This is a genomic window from Actinoallomurus sp. NPDC050550 (assembly GCF_040655075.1).
In the GTDB taxonomy this organism is placed as follows: Bacteria; Actinomycetota; Actinomycetes; order Streptosporangiales; family Streptosporangiaceae; genus Actinoallomurus.
In genome coordinates, this window is the sequence record NZ_JBFAJC010000028.1 from 12,043 (window position 1) to 35,419 (window position 23,377).

Below are 23,377 nucleotides of genomic sequence, written 5' to 3' on the forward strand. Positions count from 1 at the left end.
CCATGGCGCCGCTGATCGGTGGGATGCATCGAGGGGTCACATCGGTACAGGAGCGCGGCAAGGCGTTCCTGCGCGGGTTGCGGGCCCGCTGGAAGTGGTTCGACCATCTGGGCCGGGCGTACGAGCGGTATCAGGGCTGCCGTGGCAACCGGCTGGCCGCCGCCCTCACCTTTTACGGGTTCCTGTCGTTCTTCCCGCTGGTCGCGCTGGCCTTCGCCGTCATGGGGTACGTCGTCGCGGTCAGCCCCGGAGCGCGCGAGTACGTCACCAAGGCGATCTACGAAATCCTGCCCGGCATCGCCGACCGGCTGCCCGTGCATCAGATCGCCGACGCCAAGGCGGGCGCGAGCGTGTTCGCGCTGATCGGCCTGTCCTGGAGCGGCCTGGGCTGGATCGGCGTCTGGCGTGAGTTCCTGCGCACGATGTGGACGGGCAGCCCGGAGGACGACATCAACCCCGTCCGCAAGAAGCTCGCGGACCTGGGCGTTCTGCTCGTTCTGGGCCTGACCCTGCTCGCCTCCGTCGCGCTCTCCGGGCTGGCGACCTCGGCGACCCACGCCGCCCTCCACTGGTCGGGGCTGAATCGGGTGGCCGGGGCCGGCACGCTCCTCCGGCTGGTCGCGATCGGCGTCGCCATCGCCGCGAACACCTTCGTCTTCCTCGTCCTGTTCGAACGCCTGTCGGGCACCCGAGCACCCTGGCGGCAGCTCCTGCGCGGCTGTCTCTTCGGCGCCGTGGGCTTCGAGGCGCTGAAACTGATCGGCACCTACCTCGTCGGGCACGTCATGCGGAACCCGCTGTACGCGTCGTTCGCCGTGATCGTCGGCCTGCTGATCTGGATCAACGTCGTGTCGCGGTTCATCCTGTTCACCGCGGCATGGACGGCGACGCGCCGGGTGGTGATGAAGGCGGACGAGCCGGAGACCGCCGAGGGCGTGCCCGGTGGGTCTTGTTCGTAGCGAGCGGCGTCCAGAGGGTGCCCTGGAGCCTGACGGCGCGTTGATCGGCTGGGCGCACGGCCCCGCGGATCAACGCGCCGTCTCGTCGTCCCGGGTGTCGGCGTCGGGCGAGTCGTCGTCCACCGCCCGCGACGGCGCGGTGTCCGGACCCTCCGAAGGCTCGAACGGCCCCCGCGGCCGTACGCCCTCCTCCGCGCCGTCGCCGGCCACGGCCCGTACCGCCGACGCGCCGTCCCAGGCGGTCCGCTCGGCGTCCGCGGCCTCGTGGTCCGCGTCGAGTACCGTCCGCTCGGCCTCGCCGGCGGCCGGGTCCTCCTCGCGTTCGGCGTCCCCGGGGCTGCCCTCTTCGTCACGTACGGCGCGCTCGCCGTCCGCGGGCTGCACCGGGTTCGGAGCCGTCTGCCGGGCGGCCGGGCTCTCTCCGTCGGAGGACGGCGGGGTGCCCGCGACCTTGACGTCGCCCGGGTGCGGAACCCCGGGGTCGGTTTCGGCGTCCCCATCGGTGTCCGGTGCGTCCGAGGCCGTCTCCGGACTGAAGGTGCGGACATGGCCGCCGGAGGGCAGCGGCGGCGGTGCCCCCGCACTGACGAGCGCCGCGCGCCGGCGACGGCGCACGCCGATCGTCAGGCCGATGACGATCGCCAGGAGGGCGGTGCCGCCACCCCCGGCGAGACCGAACTTCCGCCAGTCGGGGCCGTCGGCGGGGGAGACGCGGACGATATGCGGTCTCTTCGCCGCGGCCGGGAGGGTCTTCTTCGGCTGCGGCGGCGGGATCGGATCCACGAGCGTCCCGACGGAGCCGGCCTTCGCGCGCTCGTCGAAGCCCCAGTCCAGCAGGGATCGCGCGTCACCCCAGAAGTCGGACTGGGCGTGTATCAGCGAGATGATGATCGTGTGGCCGTTGCGAGTGGCCGCGCCGACGAAGCTGCCCAGCGCGTGGCTGGTCCAGCCGTTCTTGCCGCCGATCATGCCCTTGTAGCGGTTGCCGACGAGCAGGTGGTCGTGCGTGCCGATCTGGTAGCCGCCGGTCTTCCTGCCCTTCTCCCGCTCCTTCTTGTCGGGGGGAGCCGGCCAGTCGTAGAGCGTCGCGCCGACGTATTTGCGGAAGTCGGGCAGGGTCAGGCCCTGCTTCATGATCAGTGCGAGGTCGTACGCGGAGCTGTGCTGCTGCGCGACCGTGAGCGGCGGGTCGTCGTCGAGGCCGCTGGGGGTCCGGGCGACGGTGTCCAGCGCCTGGATCCGGTGGGCCTCGGCGTTCATCTGGTCGATGGACGGCTTCAGGCCGCCGTTCGCCTCGGCCAGCGCCATGGCCGCATCGTTCCCGGACTGCATGAGCAGCCCGTGGAACAGGTCGCTCACGGTGTAGGTCCACTTGGTGTCCATGCCGACCGCCGAACCGGACGCGTTGACGGCGGTCTGCGACGGCTTCATCTTCTTGGCCGGGTCCAGGCGCGGGATCAGCGTGATCGCGGTCAGCGTCTTCAGCGCACTGGCGGGCCGGTAGTGGCCGTGCGGGTCCTTCGCCGCCAGGATCCGTCCCGTCTCCAGGTCCGCGATGACGTACGCCGAGGCCTGGATGTGCGGCGGGGCGGACACTCCGGAGGACCGGTCCCAGAGGTAGCCGTGACCGCTCAACCCGGGGCCGCCGACGACCGTGTCGGCCTGGGCCGGCGTGGCGTACAGCGGCGCGATACCCACGCAAAGGGTGAGGATGGCGATCAACGTTCTTCGCATGGCGGCCCAACGGTAGACGACGGGTACGTGCACCGACACAGGGGGTGTACCCCCAATAATGACGGCCGATGAAGCCGTCTCGGTTCGCCTCCGTTTTTATGATCGGCCTTGCCGCATTCATGATCGTCGAGTGGCCGACGCTTGCCGAGAACTTGGGCGGCCCGGCCCGGTCCATCGCGTTTCACGTCATCCGCGCCTTCCGACCTGCGTGAACATCGTCCCGGGGCTCGTGCTCGGGACCATCGGCCGGCGTGATGGGCGGCCGGTCGCGGTGTGAAGTAAGCCACCATGTAACCGAACGGCGATCGGTCGTACGATCGCACAAGGGCGAGGTGGAGCCGCGCAGCCTGTCCCGCTGAGAGTGTTCCGGCAGGTCGGCGGCCGAATGGGAAGGTGATGACGGCATGCGTTCCGAGTCGGGGCTGCCGATCGAACCCGTCTATGGACCCGAGGCGCTGGAGGGGTTCGACTCCGCGGCGCAACTGGGCGAGCCGGGCGCGTTCCCCTTCACCCGCGGGGTGTACCCGACGATGTACACCCAGCGGCCGTGGACGATGCGGCAGTACGCCGGGTTCGGTACCGCCGCGGAGTCGAACCAGCGCTACCACCAGCTGATCGAGGCGGGCACCGCGGGCCTGTCGGTGGCCTTCGACCTGCCCACGCAGATGGGCTACGACTCCGACGCGGAGATCGCCCGCAGCGAGGTCGGCAAGGTCGGCGTCGCGATCGACTCGATCGAGGACATGCGCGTGCTGTTCGACGGCATCCCGCTCGGCGAGGTGTCGACGTCCATGACGATCAACGCGCCCGCGGCCGTGCTCCTGCTGCTCTACCAGCTCGTGGCCGAGGAGCAGGGGGTCCCCGCCGACCGGCTCACCGGCACGATCCAGAACGACATCCTCAAGGAGTACATCGCGCGGGGCACCTACATCTTCCCGCCGAAGCCGAGCCTGCGCCTGGTCGCCGACACGTTCCGGTACTGCAAGGACGAGATTCCCAAGTGGAACACGATCTCGATCTCCGGCTACCACATGGCCGAGGCCGGGGCGACGCCCGTGCAGGAGATCGCGTTCACGCTCGCCAACGCCAAGGAGTACGTCCGGGCGGCCGTCGAGTCGGGGCTGGACGTCGACGCGTTCGCGCCGCGCCTGTCGTTCTTCTTCGTGGCCCGCACCACGCTGCTGGAGGAGGTCGCGAAGTTCCGCGCGGCCCGCCGGATCTGGGCGCACATCATGCGGGAGGAGTTCGGGGCCAAGAACCCCAAGTCCCAGATGCTGCGGTTCCACACCCAGACCGCGGGCGTCCAGCTCACCGCCCAGCAGCCGGAGGTCAACCTCGTCCGCGTCGCGATCCAGGCGCTCGGCGCGGTCCTCGGCGGCACGCAGTCGCTGCACACCAACTCCTACGACGAGGCGATCGCGCTGCCCACGGAGAAGGCCGCCCGCCTCGCCCTGCGCACCCAGCAGGTGATCGCGCACGAGTCCGACCTGACGCGGACCGTCGACCCGTTCGCCGGGTCGTACGCCGTCGAGTCGATGACCGATGAGATCGAGGAGGCCGCCCGCGCGCTCATCGACCAGGTCGAGGAGCTGGGCGGGGCGGTGAACGCCATCGAGAAGAGCTTCCAGAAGGCCGAGATCGAGCGGTCGGCGTACCGCACTGCGCTGGAGATCGACGGTGGCGAGCGCGTCGTGGTCGGCGTGAACCGCTTCCGGACCGACGGCGAGGAGCCGTACGAGCCGCTGCGCGTGGACCCGACCATCGGGGAGGCCCAGGCCGAGCGGCTGGCCCGGCTGCGCGCCGAACGCGACAACGACGAGGTCCGACGGCGCCTCGACGACCTGCGCCACCTCGCGGAGAAGGAGGGCGCGCAGGCCGCGTCCGGCGACGTCTCCGCCGGCGACGGCAACCTGCTGTACCCGCTGAAGGAGGCGCTGCGGGTCCGCGCCACCGTCGGGGAGGTCTGCGACGCGCTGCGCGACGTGTGGGGGACGTACGTCCCCGCCGACGCGTACTGAGTTCCCCGCCGACGCCTAGGAGCGTCCCCATCGGCGCCCGCCGCGAGCCCCGCTGACGGGCGATGATCCCCCGGGAGCGACGAATGCCTGAGATGAACCACGAGTGGCGGGCGAACATCGACGCCTACGAGCAGACGGCCCGTTCGATGACCGCCTTGGGCGATGAGCTCGACACCACGGACTGGGAACGCGCGACCGAGTGCCCCGGCTGGTCGGTCAAGGACCAGTACGCCCATATCCTGGGGGTAGAGCGCTGGCTGCTCGGGGAGGCTCCGGACGACGAGCCGCGGACGGTGGCCAACACCGCCCTCGACGTGGAGCTCTGCCGCTCCTGGCCGCCGGAGAAGACCCTCGGCGAGCTGCGCGGTGTGATCGACCGGCGGGTGGTGGCGCTGCGCTCCGGTGCCGTCGACCTGACGCAGATGGTGACCACGCCGTTCGGCGCGACGATGACGTACGGCGACTTCATGCGGTTCCGGGCGCTCGACGTGTGGATGCACGAGCAGGACGTCCGCCGCGCCGCCGGGCGGCGTGGCAACCTCGACGGTCCCGCCGCCGAGGCGGTCGCCCGAATCCTCGCCGGCTCCCTGCCGGCCACCGTCGCCAAGCGGGCGGGGGCCGCGCCGGGCCAGATCGTGGTGTTCGAGATGCCCGCGCGTCGCTGGTGCGTCGAGGTCGGCGCGGACGGCCGGGCCCGCTTCGCCGAGGAGTCGCCCGAGCCGACCGTGCGGCTCCGCATGGAGTGGGAGACGTTCGTGCGGCTCGGCGGCGGCCGGGTGGACCCGTCCGAGGCCGACGTACGGGTCATCGGCGACCGGGATCTCGGCGGCCGAGTGCTTGCCGGAATGTCCGTGATGCCCTAGGGGCAGATGAGGCTGATGATCAAGATGGTCATTAGTGAGGATTGCTCATAGCCGGAACGGATGGCGGTGGCCGCTCGGTGGGTGCCCCAGAAGAGTCAATCGCGCATCGCGGGGCAAAGGCGTCCCGAGCCGGCATCCCGCTGGCGGGCATGATGGTCACCGGATCGAGGCGATTTCGGTGGTCACTCGAGGCGGCCGACGTGCTGGCCGAATTACGCCACACGGACGGCATTAACCTGCAAGGATTGAGGGACGACGGAGGTTGGCCGTGGCCATCGAGTTCAACGCCTCTCGGGGTGCGACTTTGGGCGTCGAGTGGGAGCTTCAGCTCATCGACGACCAGACCCGGTGCCTTCGTCAGGATGCCGGACAGGTGCTGGGGGCGCTGCCCGGGCTCAGTGAGGCCGAGCGCAATCCCAAGATCCGCCATGAGCTCATGGAGTCGACCGTGGAGATCGTCACCGACGTGTGCCACACGGTCTCCGAGGCACGCGCCGACCTCGCCGCCACGATCGCCGAGCTGCGCTCCGTCGCTGAGCCGCGCGGCATCGAGCTGGCCTGCACCGGAACGCATCCGATCAGCGACTGGCGCGACGCGGAGATGGCGCCGATCCAGCGCTACGCCGAGCTCGTCGAGCAGTACCAGTGGCTGGCCCGGCGCATCCAGACGTATGGCGTGCACGTCCACGTCGGGATCCGGTCCGTCGACAAGGCCATCCCGATCGTTAATGCCCTGTCCGCCTATCTCCCGCACTTCCTCGCGCTGACCGCGTCGAGCCCCTTCTGGTGCGGCGACGACACGGGACTGGCCTCGAGCCGGGCCGTCGTCTTCGGGGCGCTGCCCACCGCCGGCCCGCCGCACCTGCTGGCGGACTGGGCGGAGTTCGAGGCGTACATGGACACGCTGCTACGCGCCAAGGCGATCAGGAGCATCAAAGAGGTCTGGTGGGACATCCGGCCGCATCCGGATTTCGGCACGATCGAGATCCGGATGTTCGACGGCATTCCGACGCTCCGCGAGGTCGGAATGGCCACGGCGCTGTGCCAGTGCCTCGTCGAACTCTTCGATCACCAGCTCGATCGCGGATACACTTTGCCCAGCCCAGCCGCCTGGGTCGTACGCGACAACAAATGGCGAACGACCCGGTACGGCCTGGACGCCATCGTGATCACCGACGATCACGGGACGACCGCTCCGCTCCGCGACGAGCTCTATGAGCTGGTCCGGGAGCTGGAGCCGATAGCGGACCGACTCGGCTGCGCCGAAGATCTGAAGGTGCTCTCCGACGTCCTCGACCATGGCGCCTCCTATGAGCGGCAGCGCGCCATCGTCGCCGATGGCGGTGGCCTGGAGGACGTCGTTACCGCGGCTCTCACGGAGTTCCGGGAGGACCGGTTCGTCAATCCACGGGAGGTGACACATGCGGGGGCCTGAACTCCCCGGTAATGAGCCATCAGGAGGAGGGCTGAGACCGCAACTCGACTCCTTTCTGGCCGAGCACGAGAGCGATCTCATCGCCTTCCGCCGGGACTTGCACATGCACCCGGAGCTCGGTTTCGCCGAGCACCGTACGACGGCGAGCCTTGCCGAGGCGCTGACCGCGGCGGGGCTGCGGCCCAAGCGGCTCCCCAAGGGCACTGGCCTGATCTGCGACGTCGGCAACGGCGACGGGCCGGTCGTCGGCCTGCGCGCCGACATCGACGCGCTTCCCCTGTCCGACGAGAAGGACGTCCCCTACCGCTCGACGGTGCCCGGCGTCTGCCACGCCTGCGGCCATGACGTGCACACCACGATCCTGCTCGGGGTGGGGCAGTTCTTCGCCCGGCAGGCCGCGGCCGGTCTCGTGCCCGGACGGGTCCGGCTGATCTTCCAGCCGGCCGAGGAGACGCCGGGCGGCGCCCTGGACGTCCTGGCCGCCGGCGGCATCGCCGGAGTCGACCGCATCTTCGCCCTCCATTGCGATCCGCGTCTGGAGGTCGGCCGCCTGGGCCTGCGGGTCGGCCCCATCACCGCGGCCTGCGACAAGGTGAACGTCCGGGTCGCCGGGCCGGGCGGCCACACCGCGCGCCCCCACCTCACCGCCGACCTGGTGTACGCCCTGGCCAAGATCGTCACTGAGCTGCCGGCGGCCCTGTCGCGGCGCGTCGACCCGCGTTCCAGCCTCAGCCTCGTGTGGGGCCGGGTGTCGGCCGGGTCGGTCGCCAACGCCATCCCCGACGACGGCATCGCCCAGGGCACCGTGCGCTGCCTCGACGAGGAGGCGTGGCACTCCGCGCCCGAGTTGATGAAGACCCTGCTCGACTCGGTGGCCAGCGCGTACGACGTGAAGGCCGAGTTGGACTATGTGCGCGGCGTTCCCCCGACGGTCAACGAGAAGACGAGCGTCGACATGTTCCGCACCGCCGTCGGCAGCGTCCTGGGTGAGGACGGCGCCACGGGCACCCCGCAGAGTCTCGGCGGTGAGGACTTCGGCTGGTTCCTCGAGTCGATCCCCGGCGCACTCGCGCGCCTCGGTGTCGCGGCGCCCGGCATGGCCGGTGCGTACGACCTGCATCGCGGCACCTTTGACGTGGACGAGCGGAGCATCGGCATCGGCGTACGGATCATGGTCGCCACGGCACTGACCGCCCTCTGGGAGAGCCGCGCCGACGCCACCGAGCCGATCGGTGAACCCGCCGCGTAACGATCACTTGTCCTGACGCGGGCGGCCACGACCCCCGGCCGCCCCCGTACGTTCCCCTCTGACGGCCTGACCAGTGACGATGCGCTCTCGCCTTGATAACGGACGCGTTGCGACACGGTTGCTTTGGTTCGTTCCGCCCCTGGCTCCGACTATGGTCCGAGAGATTCGTGCCAAGAAGCACATTTCGGTCGGGGTCAAATTGGAGGAACCACCTTGCGCCGTGCAGTGAAGATGACCGCCGTGGTCGCGAGCGCGGTGCTTGCACTGAGCGCCGCCGGCTGCGGTGGCAAGAAGGCCAGCACCGGGGGTGGCGGCGGCGACGGCAAGAAGTCCCTCAAGGTCGGTCTCGCGTACGACGTGGGCGGCCGGGGTGACAAGTCGTTCAACGACGCCGCGTACGCCGGCCTGCAGAAGGTCCAGAGCGACCTGAAGCTCGACGTCAAGGACATCGAGGCCAAAGAGGGCGAGAGCGACAACGACAAGATCCAGCGCCTGCAGCTGCTGGCTCAGTCGGGCTACAACCCCGTGATCGCGGTCGGCTTCGTGTACGCGCCGGCGCTCGCCAAGGTCGCGCCGAAGTTCCCGAACACCAAGTTCGCGATCATCGACGACGACTCGGTCCAGCAGGCGAACGTCGCCGACCTGCTGTTCGCCGAGCAGGAGGGCTCCTACCTCGTCGGCGCGGCGGCGGCCAAGAAGTCCAAGACCGGCAACATCGGCTTCGTCGGCGGCGTCGCGACCCCGCTGATCAAGAAGTTCGAGGCCGGGTACGTCGCGGGCGCCAAGAAGATCAACCCGAACGTCAAGATCCAGATCAAGTACATCTCCCAGCCGCCGGACTTCGGTGGCTTCAAGGACCCTGCCAAGGGCAAGACGATCGCCCAGGGCATGTACGACCAGGGCGCGGACGTGGTCTACGCGGCGGCCGGCCTGTCCGGCACCGGTTCGCTGCAGGCGGCCACCTCCGCGAAGAAGTGGTTCATCGGCGTCGACTCCGACCAGTACCAGACGGCGTCCGCCGACGAGAAGCCGTACGTGCTGACCTCGATGCTCAAGCGCGTGGACACCGCGGTGTTCAACTTCGTCAAGGACGTCGGCGACGGCAAGTTCGCCAAGGGCGACCAGCGGTTCAGCCTCAAGAACGACGGCATCGACTACTCCAAGTCGAACCCGACGGCGCTGGGCGACCTGCCGGCGACCCTCGACGACCTGAAGCAGCAGATCGTCTCCGGAAAGATCACACCGCCCGAGAAGTGACGGCGGTAAGGGCTCGGGCCCGGGTGGACGGCCGCTTCGGTCTCCCTCCCGGGCCCACTGGTGCGGGAGCAGGGCATGTCCACGACTGAGCCGGCGGTCGAGCTGCACGGCATCACGAAGCGCTTCCCCGGCGTCGTGGCGAACCACGACATCGACATCACGGTCGCGGCGGGCACCGTCCACGCGATCGTCGGGGAGAACGGCGCGGGCAAGTCGACCCTGATGAAGATCCTCTACGGCATGCAACGGCCGGACGAGGGGACGATCAAGGTCAACGGCGCGTTGGCGGATCTTCATTCGCCCGCCGACGCCATCGCGCGCGGCATCGGCATGGTGCACCAGCACTTCATGCTCGCCGACAATCTCACCGTCCTGGAGAACGTCGTCCTCGGCGCGGAGAAGCTCCACGGCATCGGTGGCGGCGCGCGCAAGCGGATCAAGGAGATCTCCGACCAGTACGGCCTCGGCGTCGCACCGGATGGCCTGGTCGAGGACCTCGGCGTCGGCGCTCGCCAGCGCGTCGAGATCCTCAAGGTCCTCTACCGAGGCGCGAAGATCCTCATCCTCGACGAGCCGACCGCGGTCCTCGTGCCGCAGGAGGTCGACGAGCTCTTCGCCAACCTCGAAGAGCTCAAGCGCGAGGGCCTGACCGTCATCTTCATCTCGCACAAGCTCGACGAGGTCCTCAAGGTCGCCGACGCGATCACGGTGATCCGCCGGGGCACGACCGTCGCCTCCGCCGATCCCAAGGAGGTCTCCGCCCGGCAGCTGGCCGAGCTCATGGTCGGCAGCGAGCTGCCGGTCCCCGAGCTGCGGGAGTCCACGGTGACCGACGTGCCGGTGCTGACCCTCGATGGCGTCACGGTCCGCAACGCGAGCGGTCGCGCCGTCGTCGACGACGTCTCCCTGACCATCCACGAGGGCGAGATCCTCGGCATCGCCGGCGTCGAGGGCAACGGCCAGGCCGAGCTCGTCGAGGCGATCATGGGCATGCTGCCGGTCGAGTACGGCGTGATCCGGCTCGGTGGTGAGGACCTGGTCGGCCGGTCGACCCGGCACCGCCGGGAGCTGGGCATCGGGTTCATCCCCGAGGACCGGCACCGGCACGGCCTGCTGCTGGAGTCCCCGCTGTGGGAGAACCGCATCCTCGGCCACCAGACCCGGTCGCCCAACGTGAAGGGCCTCCTCATCGACCGCGCCGGCGCCCGCCGGGACACCGAGCGGATCGTCGAGGACTACGACGTGCGGACCCCCGGCATCGACGTCACCGCGGCGTCCCTGTCCGGCGGCAACCAGCAGAAGCTCATCGTCGGCCGGGAGATGTCCGGTGAGCCGAAGCTGCTCATCGCCGCGCACCCGACCCGCGGCGTCGACGTCGGCGCGCAGTCCGCGATCTGGGACCACCTGCGGCACGCCCGCGCCGAGGGCCTGGCGGTGCTGCTCATCTCCGCCGACCTCGACGAGCTGATCGGCATGTCGGACACCCTGCGGGTGATCCTGCGCGGCCGGCTCGTCGGCGAGGCCGACCCGGCCACCATCACCCCGGACGCACTCGGCTCCCTCATGACCGGCGCCGGAGAGGGGAGCGCGGCATGATCTCCAATCTGCTCGCGAAGTCGTACGCGCGGACGGCGGTCGCGGCGCTCATCGCGCTCGTCTTCGCGATCGTCGTGACCTCGATCGTGCTGCAGGCGAGCGGGTTCAACCCGCCGTCGACGTTCCAGGCGATGTTCTCGTTCGGCAAGCAGCCCGACAGCGTCGTCAACACCGTGAACCGCGCGGCGACGTACTACCTGTCCGCGCTCGCGGTGGCGATCGGGTTCCGGATGAACCTGTTCAACATCGGCGTCGACGGCCAGTACCGCCTCGCGGCGATGGTCGCCGCTGCGGCGGGCGGCGCGTGGGCGCTGCCGGCCGGTCTCCACCAGCTCGTGATCATCCTCGTCGCGGCCGTCGTCGGCGGCGCGTGGGCGGCCATCGCCGCGATCCTCAAGGTGACGCGCGGCGTCAGCGAGGTCATCTCGACCATCATGCTGAACTTCATCGGCACTGGGGTGATCGCCTTCCTGCTCAGCCCCGACCGGCTCGCCGTGAAGGTCGCCGGCAGCAACAACATCGGCACCAAGCCCATCGCGTCGTCCGGGCGGGTGCCGGGGATCTCCTACCCGGGCAGCGACCTGAAGATCTACGGCCTGGTCTTCCTGGCGGTGCTGGCCGGCCTCGCCTTCTGGTTCATGATCAACAGGACGCGCTTCGGCTTCGACCTGCGGGCCACCGGCCTGTCCCAGAGCGCCGCGGTCGCCAGCGGCGTCGACGCCAAGCGCATGGTGATCTACGCGATGGTCCTGTCCGGCGCGGTGGCCGGCCTGGTCGGCATGCCGCAGCTGCTCGGCGGGTCGTACTCCTACTCGCTGGACTTCCCGACCGGGATCGGTTTCACCGGCATCGGCATCGCCCTGCTCGGCCGGAACAACCCCGTCGGCATCGCGTTCGCGTCGCTGCTGTGGGCGTTCCTCGACCAGTCGTCGCAGATCCTCGAGTTCAACGACATCCCGAAGGAGATCGTCGCCATCACCCAGGCGGCCGTGCTGCTGTCGGTGGTCGTGGTGTACGAAATCGTCAACCGGGTGGGCCGGCGCATGGATCAGCGGCGCGTCGCCGCGGAGCTCGGCGAGGTGGCAGCGTGAAGGAGATCTCATGATCGACCAGGAGGTCCGTACGCCGACCCCGCGGACCGGCGGGGTGCGCGCGGCGCGCGGCCGGCGGGCGCTGGCCATCGGGCTCGGCGTCTTCGCCGCCCTCATCGCCCTGCGGCTGATCACCGGCGAGACCGACATCACCTCCAGCGGCACCATGAGCGCGACGCTGGCGCTCGCCGTGCCGATCGGGATGGCCGCGATGGGCGGCCTGTGGTCCGAACGCTCCGGCGTGGTCAACATCGGCCTCGAGGGCATGATGGTGTTCGGCACCTGGGGCGCGGCGTTCGGGGCGTACTTCAGCGGCAACCCGTGGCTCGGCCTGCTCGGCGGGATCGTCGCCGGAGCGGTCGGCGGCCTGCTGCACGCGGTCGCGACCGTGACGTTCGGCGTGGACCACATCGTCTCCGGCGTCGCGATCAACATCCTGGCGCCGGGCGTCGCGCGCTACCTGTCGGACCTGCTCTTCACGCACGAGACCGGCGGCGGGGCCACCCAGTCGCCGCCTCTGCCGGACTTCCCCACGTGGAGCGTGCCCGGCGTCGGCGGCCCGCTGGGCGACCTCGAGAAGCACCACTGGTTCCTGATCTCCGACCTCGCGGGCATCGTGCGCGGGCTGCTGACGAACCTGTCGCCGGTCACCCTCATCGCGGTCGCCTTGATCCCGATCTCGTTCTACCTGCTGTGGCGTACGGCGTTCGGCCTGCGGCTGCGGTCCTGCGGGGAGAACCCGCTCGCCGCCGAGTCGCTGGGTGTGAAGGTCTACACGATGAAGTACGCCGCGGTCGTGATCTCCGGGGCGTTCGCCGGGGTGGGCGGGACGTTCCTGGCCATGGTGGCGTCCTCCAACTACCAGGAGGGCCAGGTCAACGGGCGTGGCTTCATCGGCCTCGCCGCCATGATCTTCGGTAACTGGCGGCCGGGCGGCGTCGCGGCGGGTGCGGGCCTGTTCGGGTACACCGACGCGCTGCAGCTGCGCGGCGGCGCCGGCGCGGTGCACGCCATGCTCCTCCTGCTCGGCGTCGGCCTCCTGGTCCTGGCCGGCTGGCACGGCTACCGTCGCCGGATGGTCACGGCGGTCGTCTCGGCGGTCGTGGCGGTCGGCCTGCTCGCGTGGTTCTTCCTGACCAAGGAACTGCCCAAGGAGATCGTCACCTACAGCCCGCACATCACGACGCTGCTGGTGCTGGCCTTCGCGGCGCAGCGGCTGCGCATGCCGGCCGCCGACGGGCTGCGCTACCGTCGCGGAGGGGGGCACTGATGGCCGACATCGACTGGGACGCCCTGCGGGAGGCGGCCCGTGCGGCGATGGCGAAGGCCTACGCGCCGTACTCCAACTTCCCCGTGGGCGCCGCCGGGCTGACCGACGACGGCCGCGTCGTCTCCGGCTGCAACGTGGAGAACGCCTCGTACGGCGTCGGGCTCTGCGCCGAGTGCGGCCTCGTCTCGGACCTGCACGGCACCGGCGGCGGCCGCTTGGTCGCCGTCGCCGTGGTGGGCCGCGACGGCGCCCCGCTCATGCCGTGCGGGCGCTGCCGCCAGCTGCTGTGGGAGCACGGCGGCGCCGGCATGCTGCTGGAGACCGTCCGTGGCATCCGGCCGATGCGCGAGGTGCTGCCCGACGCCTTCGGCCCCGACGATCTGGAGAACCTAGCGTGACCTTCGACGCCGTCGACGTCATCCGTACGAAGCGGGACCGCGGGGAGCTGTCCGACGCGCAGATCGACTGGACGATCGACGCGTACACCAAGGGCGTCATCGCCGACGAGCAGATGTCCTCGCTCGCCATGGCGATCCTGCTCAACGGCATGACCCGGCGCGAGGTCGCCCGCTGGACCGACGCGATGCTCCGCTCCGGCGAGCGGATGGACTGGTCCGGGCTGAGCCGCCCCACGACGGACAAGCACTCCACCGGCGGCGTCGGCGACAAGATCACGCTGCCGCTGGCGCCGACCGTGGCCGCCTGCGGCGCGGCCGTCCCGCAGCTGTCCGGGCGCGGCCTCGGCCACACCGGCGGCACCCTCGACAAGCTCGAGTCGATCCCGGGCTGGCGGGCGTCGCTGTCCAACGAGGAGATGCTGTCGGTCCTCGACCGGGCGGGCGCGGTGGTGTGCGCGGCCGGCTCGGGCCTGGCCCCCGCCGACCGCAAGCTGTACGCGCTGCGCGACGTCACCGGCACGGTCGAGTCGATCCCGCTGATCGCCAGCTCGATCATGTCCAAGAAGATCGCGGAGGGCACGGGCGCGCTCGTGCTGGACGTCAAGGCCGGTTCCGGGGCGTTCATGAAGAGCGTCGACGACGCCCGCGAACTGGCCCGGACGATGGTCGACATCGGCACCGACCACGGGGTGCGGACCGTCGCGCTGCTGACCGCGATGGACACCCCGCTCGGCCGTACGGTCGGCAACGCCCTCGAGGTCGACGAGTCCGTCGAGGTTCTGGCGGGCGGCGGACCGGAGGACGTCGTCGAGCTGACCGTCGCCCTGGCCCGCGAGATGCTGGCCGCGGCGGGCCTGACGGACGCCAAGGACCCGGCGGACGCACTCCGCGACGGCTCGGCGATGGACGCCTGGCGGAGCATGATCAGCGCTCAGGGCGGCGACCCGGACGCCCCGCTCCCGGTCGCGAAGGAGACCCACGAGGTCCTGGCGACGGAGTCCGGCGTGCTGGCCCGGCTCGACGCCTACGGCGTCGGCGTCGCGGCCTGGCGCCTCGGCGCCGGACGGGCCCGCAAGGAGGACCCGGTGGCCCACGCCGCGGGCATCGTCCTGCACGCCAAGCCCGGCGACACCGTACGGGCGGGGCAGCCGCTGATGACCCTCCACGCCGACGACCCGGCCCGCTTCGAGCGCGCGCTGGCCGCCATCGAGGGGACGTTCGAGGTGTCCTCCGCGGCGGTCACCCGCGGGCCGCTACTTATCGACAGGATCGCCTGACTCAGCGGTTGCCGGTGGAAGCGGCGGCGGCGATGAGGACGATGACCAGGATCACGAGCGCCAGGACGATGATGGCCGTGCCGATGGCGCCCATCACGACGCCGGCCGTCGCCTGACCGTCGCCGCCGAGGTACCCGCCGCTCTCACGGATCCGCCGCTTGGCCGAAATGCCCATGAACAGCGCGATCGGCGCCAGCAGGCCGCACAGCACGAGCCCGAGGATGCCGAGGACCATCGAGGTCGTCGCTCCACTGTCATCCTGCGGGGGCGGCGGAGCCGGGTACTGGTACATGACGGCACCATAGAGGAACACCGCCGTGGACCGCGTGTCCAGCATCGGCCGAGTCAGGGGTGGCCGGTTGACCCGCGCCGGACTTCAGGATCTTAAACTTAGCGTGTTCAGTCGAACGCGATACGTTAATGTTCCGGTATGAAGTTGGTCGTGCAGGTGAAGCTGCTTCCCGATGCGGCAGCCGATGCCGCGTTGCGGGAGACGCTTGCGCTGGCCAACCGCGCCGCCAACCACGCCTCACGGCGCGCCTTCGACGCTGGCATCCACGGCAAGACCTCCCTCCAGCGCCTCGTCTACGGCGAATTAAAAGAGATGGGCTTGTCCGCGCAGCCGGCGATCCACGTCGCGCGGAAGGTCGCTGGTGCCTACGCCAGCTTGAAGGCGAATCTGAAGGCCGGGAATTACGGCCCCGAGGGTTCCAAGCGGCGCGCCAAGGTGGAGGTCAGGCCGATCAGGTTCCGCAAGGATTCGGCTCAGCCGTACGACGACCGCTGCCTGTCCTGGCAGCTCGACGCCCGCACCGTCTCCCTATGGACCGTACGGGGCCGCTGTGGCGGCATTTCCTTTGTGTGCTCGCCTGTGCAGGCGAAGATGCTGGCCGAGTACCGCAAGGGCGAGTCCGACCTGGTGTACCGGGGCGGTAACTGGTACCTACACGCCACCTGTGACGTCCCCGAGCCCGCCCTGTGCGCCCCTAAGGGGTTCCTTGGTGTGGACCTGGGCATCGCCAACATCGCCACCACCGACGACGGGACCATGCACGCCGGCAAGCAGCTGAACCAAGTCCGGTACCGCCATCGCCGCCTGCGCAAGCGCCTTCAAAAGAAGGGCACCAAGTCCGCCAAGCGATTGTTGCGCAAGCTTTCTGGCCGTGAATCCCGCTTTGCGGCCGATACCAACCACCGCATCTCCAAGACCATCGTGACCGAGGCGCAACGCACCTCACGCGGCATCGCCCTGGAAGACTTGGGCGGCATCCGCGAGAGGGTACGGCTCCGCAAGCCCCAGCGGGTCACGCTGCACTCGTGGAGCTTCGCCCAGCTCGGCCAGTTCATCGCCTACAAGGCGACCCGTGCCGGGGTTCCGGTGGTGCACGTGGACCCGCGCTACACCTCTCAGGGGTGCTCGGCGTGCGGTCACATCGACAAGAAGAACCGGCCCACTCAGGCCGTGTTCTGCTGCACGTCGTGCGGCTTCGCTGAGCACGCCGACGTGAACGCAGCCCGCAACATCGCCGCACGCGGTGCCGCGGGCTGGGCAGTGAGTCACGCTGCCGACGACGCGGCCTGAACCGTACCCGCCAGGCACGGAACAGAGCTGCAAGCTCGACCCTTCAAGGTCGAGAAGCTGACGCCCAACCAGTTCCTGCGGCCTGACCCTGCGGCTGCCCCTCACGACCGGCTGAACGTCGCCGTACGGGCCCCTCAGCGCCGCGCCGAGGGGCCCGTACGGCGATGGGAGGGGCGTACGGCGGGTAATGTGCGAGGCGTGACGAACCGCCCTGTGCTCGACGACATCCGGCGGGCCCCCAAGGTGCTCCTCCACGATCACCTCGACGGTGGCCTGCGGCCGGAGACCATCGTGGACCTCGCCCGCGAGACGGGCTACGACGCGCTCCCCACGACCGACCCCGGCGCGCTGCGCACATGGTTCGCCGAGGCGTCCGACTCCGGCTCGCTGGAGCGCTACCTGGAGACGTTCGACCACACCGTCGGCGTCATGCAGACCGCCGAGGCCCTCACCCGCGTCGCGTACGAGTGCGCCGAGGACCTCGCCAAGGACGGCATCGTCTACGCCGAGGTCCGCTACGCGCCCGAGCAGCACACCCGCAACGGCCTGACGCTGAACCAGGTCGTCGAGGCGGTGCTGAAGGGGTTCGCCGACGGCGGCCGGGACCACGGCATCCGGGTCGGCACGCTGCTCACCGCGATGCGGCACCAGGCCCGCAGCATGGAGATCGCCGAGCTGGCCGTCCGCTACCGCGACGAGGGCGTGGTCGGCTTCGACATCGCCGGCGCGGAGGCGGGATACCCGCCGACCCGGCACCTCGACGCGTTCGAGTACCTCCAGCGGGAGAACGCCCACTTCACCATCCACGCCGGCGAGGCGTTCGGCCTGCCCTCCATCTGGCAGGCCATCCAGTGGTGTGGCGCCGACCGGCTCGGCCACGGCGTGCGCATCATCGACGACATCGCCGAGCGCGACGCGGAGAGCCCCCGGCTCGGGCGCCTCGCGGCGTACGTCCGGGACAAGCGCATCCCGCTGGAGATGTGCCCCAGCTCCAACGTCCAGACCGGCGCGGCCAAGTCCATCGCCGAGCACCCCATCGGGCTGCTCCGCCGCCTCTACTTCCGGGTGACCGTCAACACCGACAACCGGCTGATGAGCGGCACCACACTGTCAGAGGAGTTCGCCAAGCTCGCCGAGGCGTTCGACTACGGCTGGGACGACCTGCAGTGGTTCACGGTCAACGCCATGAAGTCCGCCTTCATCGGCTTCGACGAGCGCCTCGAACTGATCAACGGTGTCATCAAGCCGGGGTTCGCGCAGCTGAAGTGGCGATCGCACCCGTGACCGCCGCCGTGTTCCCGAAGACTCCAGCGGGCGGCAAGGTGTTCCGGCCGCCGGCCGCGCGTTTCTTCGGCTGGGCCTGGATGGTCTTCGCCGCCGCGAACCTCGTCGACATCATCTGGCGAGGTGACGACGACGCCTCGCTGGTCGCCGCGACCATCATGATCCTCGGCTGCGGCATCGCATACGTCGCCGGGCTCCGGCCTCGCATCGTCGCCGACGACGAGGCCGTCCGCTTCCACAACCTGATCCGCGACGTTCGGGTGCCATGGGGCGCGGTCGAGCGGATCGAGGGCGGCGACGGCGTGTACGTCCACGCCGGCGAGCGCCGGTTCCGGGCGTTCGTCCTGCAGATCTCCCCGCGCAACCGGGCGCGCATGGAGGCCAAGGCCCGCCGCGAGGAGCGGAAACTGCCCGACAGCGTCGCCGAGTACGTCCGGGGACGCACGCAGACCGACTACGCGGTCGAGCAGCTGCGGGAGATGGCCGAGGAGCAGTCCCGCCGTCCGTCGACGGGAGCGACCGAGCCGGTCGTGACCTGGGCATGGCCCGCCGTCGTCGCGGTGGCGGTACCCGCCGCGGCCTTCCTCGTCGCCGCCGTCAGCGCCCTGGTCTGACGCCGGCGACGAGAGACGGCCTCCCGGCCCCGCGACGGGAGGCGGCCTCAGGCGAGAGGTCGCTCAGCGGGTCACCGCCTCCACCGCCGGCGTCCGGATCGCCCGCCGGGCGGCGGTCAGACCGGTTCCAAGGGTCAGCACCGCGGCGATGACGACGACGCCCAGGTACGAGCCGGCGCCCACGTCCGGCAGTGCCCGTCCCGTCCGGGCGATGCTGTAGGGCACGATCGTGAACAGGCCGGCGACCGTCCCGGACGCGACGCCGAGCACCGTGAGGATCACGCCCTCCACCGCGACCGCCTTCAGGACCTGCGGCGGGGTGAGCCCGACGAGCCGCTGCCGGGCGAACTCACCGCGCCGGTACGTCATCGCCGCGACCAGCGTGTTGATCAACATGATCGCCGAGAAGACGACCAGCATGCCGATCACCGTGAAGTTCAACGTCTCGGTGGTCTTCTGGTCGGCCGTGCTGACCACGCCCGACGCGGTGGTCGCGGCGTTCTCGATCCACTGCATGTACAGCGTGCCGGTGGCGATGCCGGTGAACAGGATGACCGGCATCAACGCGCTCGCCAGCTGACCGGACCGGTGGCGGACGTGGTTGACCGTCAGGTAAGCGGGGACACCGGCCTTCTCCAGAGGCCGGGCGAACGCGGCGGTCACCCGGCCGACCAGGGCCGGCCCCAGGAGCGCGAACCCGATGGACGTCCAGATGGACGTCTGACCGGCCGTCTGCATCGCGTCGATGCCCTTGCCGCGCATCGCGGTCGCCGTCGTGACCGCCAGACCGGCGCCCAGGAGGAGGAACGCCACCCCCGCGACCGCCCGCTTGCGGCTCATGCGGCCACCGCCCGACGCGGCGCTCCGCGCGGCCTCCGCCGCCCGCGACCGTACGCTGCCCCGCACGGTGATCACCGCGGCCGCGGTCGCCGCCACGAACGTGACGCCCAGCCCGATGCCCAGCGCGTACGAGCCGAACGCGTATCCGACGCCGTCGGCGACCCGCCCCGTGGACGTCAGCAACGACAGCAGCCCCCGCCCGGCCAGAGCGGCCGGCGGGATGGCCACCAGGCCGGCGACCAGCGCGACGACGGACGTCTCACCGACGATCATGCGGCCGATCTGCATCGGCGTGGCGCCCACGTTCTTCAGCAGCGCCAGCTCCGAGGCCCGTTGCCGCACGACCAACGTGAGGGTTGAGGTGACCGAGAAGGCCACCATGATGAGCCCCCAGCCGCCGACGACGACGGCCATCAGGACGAGCGACTTCCGGCTCGCCGCGGGCACCCCCGCGGCCATGCCGGTGTCCAGCAAGGAGGCGAACGCCATCACCATCGCCGCCCCGAACACCATGGACACGAACGTCGCCAGGAAGCCCCCGGCCCGGTGCCGGAGCGAGCGAAGCGCCAATCCGAACACCTCAGGCTCCCTTCTGCAGAGCGGTCCGCTCGCCCAGACGCGTCATCCGCTCGGCCACGGCCTCGGCCGTCGGCCGGATCAGGTCCCCGGCGAGGCGGCCGTCCGCCAGGAAGAGGACCATGTCCGCAAAGGACGCGGCGACCGGGTCGTGCGTCACCATCACCACGGTCTGTCCCTGTTCGTGCACCGCCCGCATCAGCAGGCCCAGCACCTCACGCGCACTACGCGTGTCCAGCGCACCGGTCGGCTCGTCGGCGAAGATCACCGAAGGATTCGTGACCAGCGCCCGTGCGATCGCGACGCGCTGTTGCTGGCCGCCGGACAACTCGGCCGGGAGGTGCCGCAGGCGCTCCCCGAGTCCCATCGCGGTGAGGATCTCGCGCGCGTTCCGGCCGTCCGACTTCTGACCGGTCAGCCGGAGCGGAAGGGTGACGTTCTGCAGCACATTGAGGGTGGGAAGGAGGTTGAACTGCTGAAAGATGAAGCCGATCCGCCGTCTGCGGAACTTGGTCAGCTCCGTCTCGGTCCCGCCGTTCATCTCGGCACCGTCGACGAACACCTTTCCGGCGGACGGCCGGTCGAGGCCCGCGGCGCACTGCAGCAAGGTGCTCTTACCGGAGCCGGACGGACCCATGACGGCCGTGAAGGTGCCCTTCGGCAGGGTCAGTGATACATCGTCCAGCGCGGTGACACTCGTACCGTCGGTGCCGTAGACCTTCCGTACCGAAACGAGCCGCAGCGCCTCGGGAGCGCCCAGGATGCTTCTGTTCATGAAGACGAAGCTACGGAGAACCCGAGGACCGCTCGATGGGCTTAACAGGCCAAGCGGGGTGTACCTGAGAACACCATCCGCCCCGCCCGGAACCACTACCCGTCTATGGCCTGGCTTGTTCCAGTTCGCGGCACTACGAGCTTTTTCGGCCTCGAGGAGGGGCTGGACGAAGCCCGGCACAGGCGGGTCGCCCCGTGGGCAGACACCTGGGAACGGCGAAACCGCTTCGGGTGGGGTGCGGAGGGCCGGGCGAAGCCCGGCATCGGGGGTTCCAGGGGGTCGTTTCCTGGGCAAGCGCCGGAAACGCGGGGGCCGCTTCGGGTGGGGTGCGGAGGGCCGGGCGAAGCCCGGCATCGGGGGTTCCAGGGGGTCGTCCCCCTGGACAAGCATCACAAAACGGCGAAGCCGCCCCCAGAGGGGGGGCGAGCACGGTTATCCGAGCGGACGACGGGATTCGAACCCGCGACCCTCACCTTGGCAAGGTGATGCTCTACCAACTGAGCCACGTCCGCGTGACTCCATAAGAATACCGGATCAGGGGACTAGACGAGTCCGGCGTCGTGGGCGAGGAGGGCGACCTGGACGCGGTTGTTGAGTTCGAGCTTGGCCAGGAGGCGGGAGACGTGGGCCTTGACGGTGGCGACGCTCATGTAGAGCTCGGAGCTGATCTCGGCGTTCGACTTGCCGTGGCCGATGGCGACGACGACCTCGCGCTCGCGGTCGCTGAGGCGGGCGAGGCGTTCCTCGGCGGGGTTGCGGCGCGTGTGGGCGACGTGGGCGATCAGGCGCCTGGTGACGCTGGGGGAGAGGATCGGTTCGCCGGCGGCGACGCGCCGGATCGCGTTGATGATCTCGCCTGGCGGGGTGTCCTTGAGGAGGAAGCCTGCCGCACCCGCACGTAGCGCCCGCAGGACGTGCTCGTCGGCGTCGAAGGTGGTCAGGATGACGATCTCGGGGGCGCCGCCGCGGGCGCGGAGGGCCTCCGTCGCGGCGAGACCGTCCATGCGAGGCATCCGGATGTCCATGAGGACGACGTCCGGCGCGTGCTCGGCGACGAGCGCGGCGACCTCGGAGCCGTCGCCGGCCTCCGCGACGATCCGCAGATCGTCGGCTCCGGCCAGCATCATCGACAGGCCTGCACGGACCAATGCGTCATCGTCGACGATCAGCACGCGAATGGTCACGGGGACACAGTAATAGGGCTCGGCGCGTGGCGGTGTGACGGATGAATGAGGATCAGGCGTTCGCGCCGGGCGCGCCGGCGCGGGTCGTTTCGGCGCGCCAGGGCAGCCATGCCCGGACGCGGAACTCCCCGTCCGGCGTCGGCCCGTGTTCGAGGCGTCCTCCGGACAGCGTGGCGCGTTCGGCTAGGCCGATCAGCCCCGTACCCGAGCCCGGGATCCCCGACGCGGCGTTGACCAGCGGGTTGCGCACGTCGATCGTGAGGTCGGCGCCCGCCAACCCGTCGACGATCACGCTCACCGTGGCGTCCGGGGCGTGCTTGCGGGCGTTCGTGAGCGCCTCCTGGACGGTGCGGTAGGCGCTGCGTCCGATGCCGGTGGGCACGGCGCCCAGGTCGTGCAGCCGGTTCTCGTACCGCACCGTCATGCCGGCGCGCCGCGACTCGTCGATGAGCGTGGGCAGGTCGGCGATGTTCGGCTGGGGGCGTTCCGGGGTGTCCTCGGCCTCGTCCTCCCGGAGCACGCCGATCACCTCGCGCAGGTCCTGCAGGGCCTGGTGCGCGCTGGCCCGGATCACGCCCGCCGCCTTCGCGATCTCCTCCGGGGGAGCGCCGGGACGGAACTCCAGCGCTCCCGCGTGCACGCTCAGCAGGGAGATGCGGTGGGCGAGCACGTCGTGCATCTCCCGGGCGATGCGCGCGCGCTCCTGATGCCGGGCCTGCTTCACGCGGAGCTGCTGTTCGGACTCGGCCCGCAGGGCGCGATCGCGCAGGGACAGGATGAGCTGCCGTCGCGCGCGGACGAACATTCCCCAGGCGACGATCGCCGAGTTGATGATGACGGTATATGCGGCCCCGCTCCCGACCTCGGCCCAGTAGGACTTCTTCGGGTCGGGGAACGCAGCCGCGTACACCAGACCTGCGGCCAGACTTACCAGCGCGACCAGTGCCACTGTGCGGAAACGCCGGTGCACGGCGACCGTGAACAGGGCGATGCACGCCGCTCCGACGACCGTCGCGGAGACGCCGCTCAGCACGCTCAGGGTGATCCCGAGCTCGACCGGCCGGCGCCGGCGTATCCACAGGGCGAGGCAGCCCAGCACGCCGATGGTCACGTCGAGGAGCCGCGGCGGGTGATCGGGCGGGGGCGATCCCTGGGAGGTGAGGATCAACAGGAGTGCCCCGGACAGCACTGCCAGGACGAAGCAGGCGATGTCCACTGCCCAATCGCGGCCCGACCGCCGGATTCGCTGCGTCGGCTCAGGTGCGAGGAGGAGGGCGGGCAGGAGGGACGGGTGGTCGGGGCGGGACACCGCCATACCGCTCATGGATGTCAACGGTAGGTTCTCGCGGGGCGGACCGGCATCGGCCGAAAGTCG

Annotated in this window: 20 protein-coding genes and 1 tRNA gene; 14 read left to right on the forward strand and 7 right to left on the reverse strand. The window is 70.3% G+C overall.

The window, feature by feature from the left end; genetic code table 11:
• The first annotated feature begins 2 nt into the window (after positions 1-2).
• Positions 3-959 carry a YhjD/YihY/BrkB family envelope integrity protein gene (locus AB0I04_RS32235; RefSeq protein ID WP_360892927.1) on the forward strand — a complete coding sequence of 319 codons (957 nt, stop codon included), beginning with the start codon at positions 3-5 and terminating at the stop codon, positions 957-959.
• Between the two features lie 69 nt (positions 960-1,028).
• Here the strand turns inward: AB0I04_RS32235 and AB0I04_RS32240 are convergent, their stop codons facing one another.
• A complete protein-coding gene (locus tag AB0I04_RS32240; RefSeq protein ID WP_360892930.1) occupies positions 1,029-2,693 on the reverse strand; it encodes a hypothetical protein in 1,665 nt (554 codons plus the stop codon).
• A gap of 404 nt (positions 2,694-3,097) precedes the next feature.
• On the opposite strand from AB0I04_RS32240, the gene AB0I04_RS32245 reads away from it, so the two are divergent.
• The 10 genes from AB0I04_RS32245 to AB0I04_RS32290 all read left to right on the forward strand — a co-directional run bounded on the left by AB0I04_RS32245 (position 3,098) and on the right by AB0I04_RS32290 (position 15,147).
• Positions 3,098-4,711 (forward strand): methylmalonyl-CoA mutase family protein, encoded by a 1,614-nt coding sequence (locus AB0I04_RS32245; RefSeq protein WP_360892932.1) that lies wholly within the window; start codon positions 3,098-3,100, stop codon positions 4,709-4,711.
• Between the two features lie 83 nt (positions 4,712-4,794).
• Positions 4,795-5,574 carry a maleylpyruvate isomerase family mycothiol-dependent enzyme gene (locus AB0I04_RS32250; protein WP_360892934.1) on the forward strand — a complete coding sequence of 260 codons (780 nt, stop codon included), beginning with the start codon at positions 4,795-4,797 and terminating at the stop codon, positions 5,572-5,574.
• Positions 5,575-5,842: 268 nt separating this feature from the next.
• The gene (locus AB0I04_RS32255) at positions 5,843-7,009 is read left to right on the forward strand and encodes a glutamate--cysteine ligase (protein ID WP_360892937.1); all 1,167 of its coding nucleotides are present in this window, start codon (positions 5,843-5,845) and stop codon (positions 7,007-7,009) included.
• The gene (locus AB0I04_RS32260; RefSeq protein ID WP_360892940.1) at positions 6,996-8,258 is read left to right on the forward strand and encodes an amidohydrolase; all 1,263 of its coding nucleotides are present in this window, start codon (positions 6,996-6,998) and stop codon (positions 8,256-8,258) included. Before AB0I04_RS32255 ends, AB0I04_RS32260 begins: the two co-directional genes overlap by 14 nt.
• Positions 8,259-8,471: 213 nt before the next feature.
• Positions 8,472-9,515: a BMP family ABC transporter substrate-binding protein gene (locus tag AB0I04_RS32265; RefSeq protein WP_360892943.1), complete on the forward strand. Its 1,044-nt coding sequence runs from the start codon at positions 8,472-8,474 to the stop codon at positions 9,513-9,515.
• Between the two features lie 75 nt (positions 9,516-9,590).
• A complete protein-coding gene (locus AB0I04_RS32270; protein ID WP_360892946.1) occupies positions 9,591-11,111 on the forward strand; it encodes an ABC transporter ATP-binding protein in 1,521 nt (506 codons plus the stop codon).
• A complete protein-coding gene (locus AB0I04_RS32275; RefSeq protein WP_360892949.1) occupies positions 11,108-12,202 on the forward strand; it encodes an ABC transporter permease in 1,095 nt (364 codons plus the stop codon). The genes AB0I04_RS32270 and AB0I04_RS32275 overlap by 4 nt, the downstream gene beginning before the upstream one ends.
• Before the next feature lie 10 nt (positions 12,203-12,212).
• On the forward strand, positions 12,213-13,472 hold the full coding sequence (locus AB0I04_RS32280; RefSeq protein WP_360892951.1) for an ABC transporter permease: 1,260 nt from the start codon (positions 12,213-12,215) through the stop codon (positions 13,470-13,472).
• Positions 13,472-13,870 (forward strand): cytidine deaminase, encoded by a 399-nt coding sequence (locus tag AB0I04_RS32285; RefSeq protein WP_360892954.1) that lies wholly within the window; start codon positions 13,472-13,474, stop codon positions 13,868-13,870. The genes AB0I04_RS32280 and AB0I04_RS32285 overlap by 1 nt, the downstream gene beginning before the upstream one ends.
• On the forward strand, positions 13,867-15,147 hold the full coding sequence (locus AB0I04_RS32290) for a thymidine phosphorylase (RefSeq protein ID WP_360892957.1): 1,281 nt from the start codon (positions 13,867-13,869) through the stop codon (positions 15,145-15,147). Before AB0I04_RS32285 ends, AB0I04_RS32290 begins: the two co-directional genes overlap by 4 nt.
• A gap of 1 nt (position 15,148) precedes the next feature.
• Here AB0I04_RS32290 and AB0I04_RS32295 read toward each other — a convergent pair whose 3' ends face one another.
• Entirely contained in the window at positions 15,149-15,439 is a 291-nt protein-coding gene (locus AB0I04_RS32295; RefSeq protein WP_360892960.1) for a DUF4190 domain-containing protein, read from the reverse strand.
• A 138-nt stretch (positions 15,440-15,577) separates the two neighbouring features.
• Between AB0I04_RS32295 and AB0I04_RS32300 the strand changes: the two genes are divergently transcribed.
• The 3 genes from AB0I04_RS32300 (at position 15,578) to AB0I04_RS32310 (ending at position 18,627) form a co-directional block, all read left to right on the forward strand.
• Positions 15,578-16,729, forward strand: a complete 1,152-nt coding sequence (locus AB0I04_RS32300; RefSeq protein WP_360892963.1) for a transposase — start codon at positions 15,578-15,580, stop codon at positions 16,727-16,729.
• A 198-nt stretch (positions 16,730-16,927) separates the two neighbouring features.
• Complete coding sequence (locus AB0I04_RS32305) at positions 16,928-18,013, forward strand: adenosine deaminase (RefSeq protein ID WP_360892966.1); 1,086 nt, start codon at positions 16,928-16,930, stop codon at positions 18,011-18,013.
• A complete protein-coding gene (locus tag AB0I04_RS32310; RefSeq protein ID WP_360892969.1) occupies positions 17,995-18,627 on the forward strand; it encodes a hypothetical protein in 633 nt (210 codons plus the stop codon). The genes AB0I04_RS32305 and AB0I04_RS32310 overlap by 19 nt, the downstream gene beginning before the upstream one ends.
• A 63-nt stretch (positions 18,628-18,690) precedes the next feature.
• On the opposite strand, the gene AB0I04_RS32315 is transcribed toward AB0I04_RS32310, so the two are convergent.
• The 5 genes from AB0I04_RS32315 to AB0I04_RS32335 form a co-directional block, all read right to left on the reverse strand.
• Positions 18,691-20,046 (reverse strand): FtsX-like permease family protein, encoded by a 1,356-nt coding sequence (locus tag AB0I04_RS32315; protein ID WP_360892972.1) that lies wholly within the window; start codon positions 20,044-20,046, stop codon positions 18,691-18,693.
• A gap of 1 nt (position 20,047) precedes the next feature.
• Positions 20,048-20,818: an ABC transporter ATP-binding protein gene (locus tag AB0I04_RS32320; protein ID WP_360892975.1), complete on the reverse strand. Its 771-nt coding sequence runs from the start codon at positions 20,816-20,818 to the stop codon at positions 20,048-20,050.
• 439 nt (positions 20,819-21,257) lie between these two features.
• Positions 21,258-21,330, reverse strand: a tRNA-Gly gene (locus tag AB0I04_RS32325).
• 30 nt (positions 21,331-21,360) lie between these two features.
• Entirely contained in the window at positions 21,361-22,002 is a 642-nt protein-coding gene (locus AB0I04_RS32330) for a response regulator transcription factor (protein ID WP_360892978.1), read from the reverse strand.
• 52 nt (positions 22,003-22,054) lie between these two features.
• Positions 22,055-23,326 carry a histidine kinase gene (locus AB0I04_RS32335; RefSeq protein ID WP_360892981.1) on the reverse strand — a complete coding sequence of 424 codons (1,272 nt, stop codon included), beginning with the start codon at positions 23,324-23,326 and terminating at the stop codon, positions 22,055-22,057.
• Between the last annotated feature and the right edge of the window lie 51 nt (positions 23,327-23,377).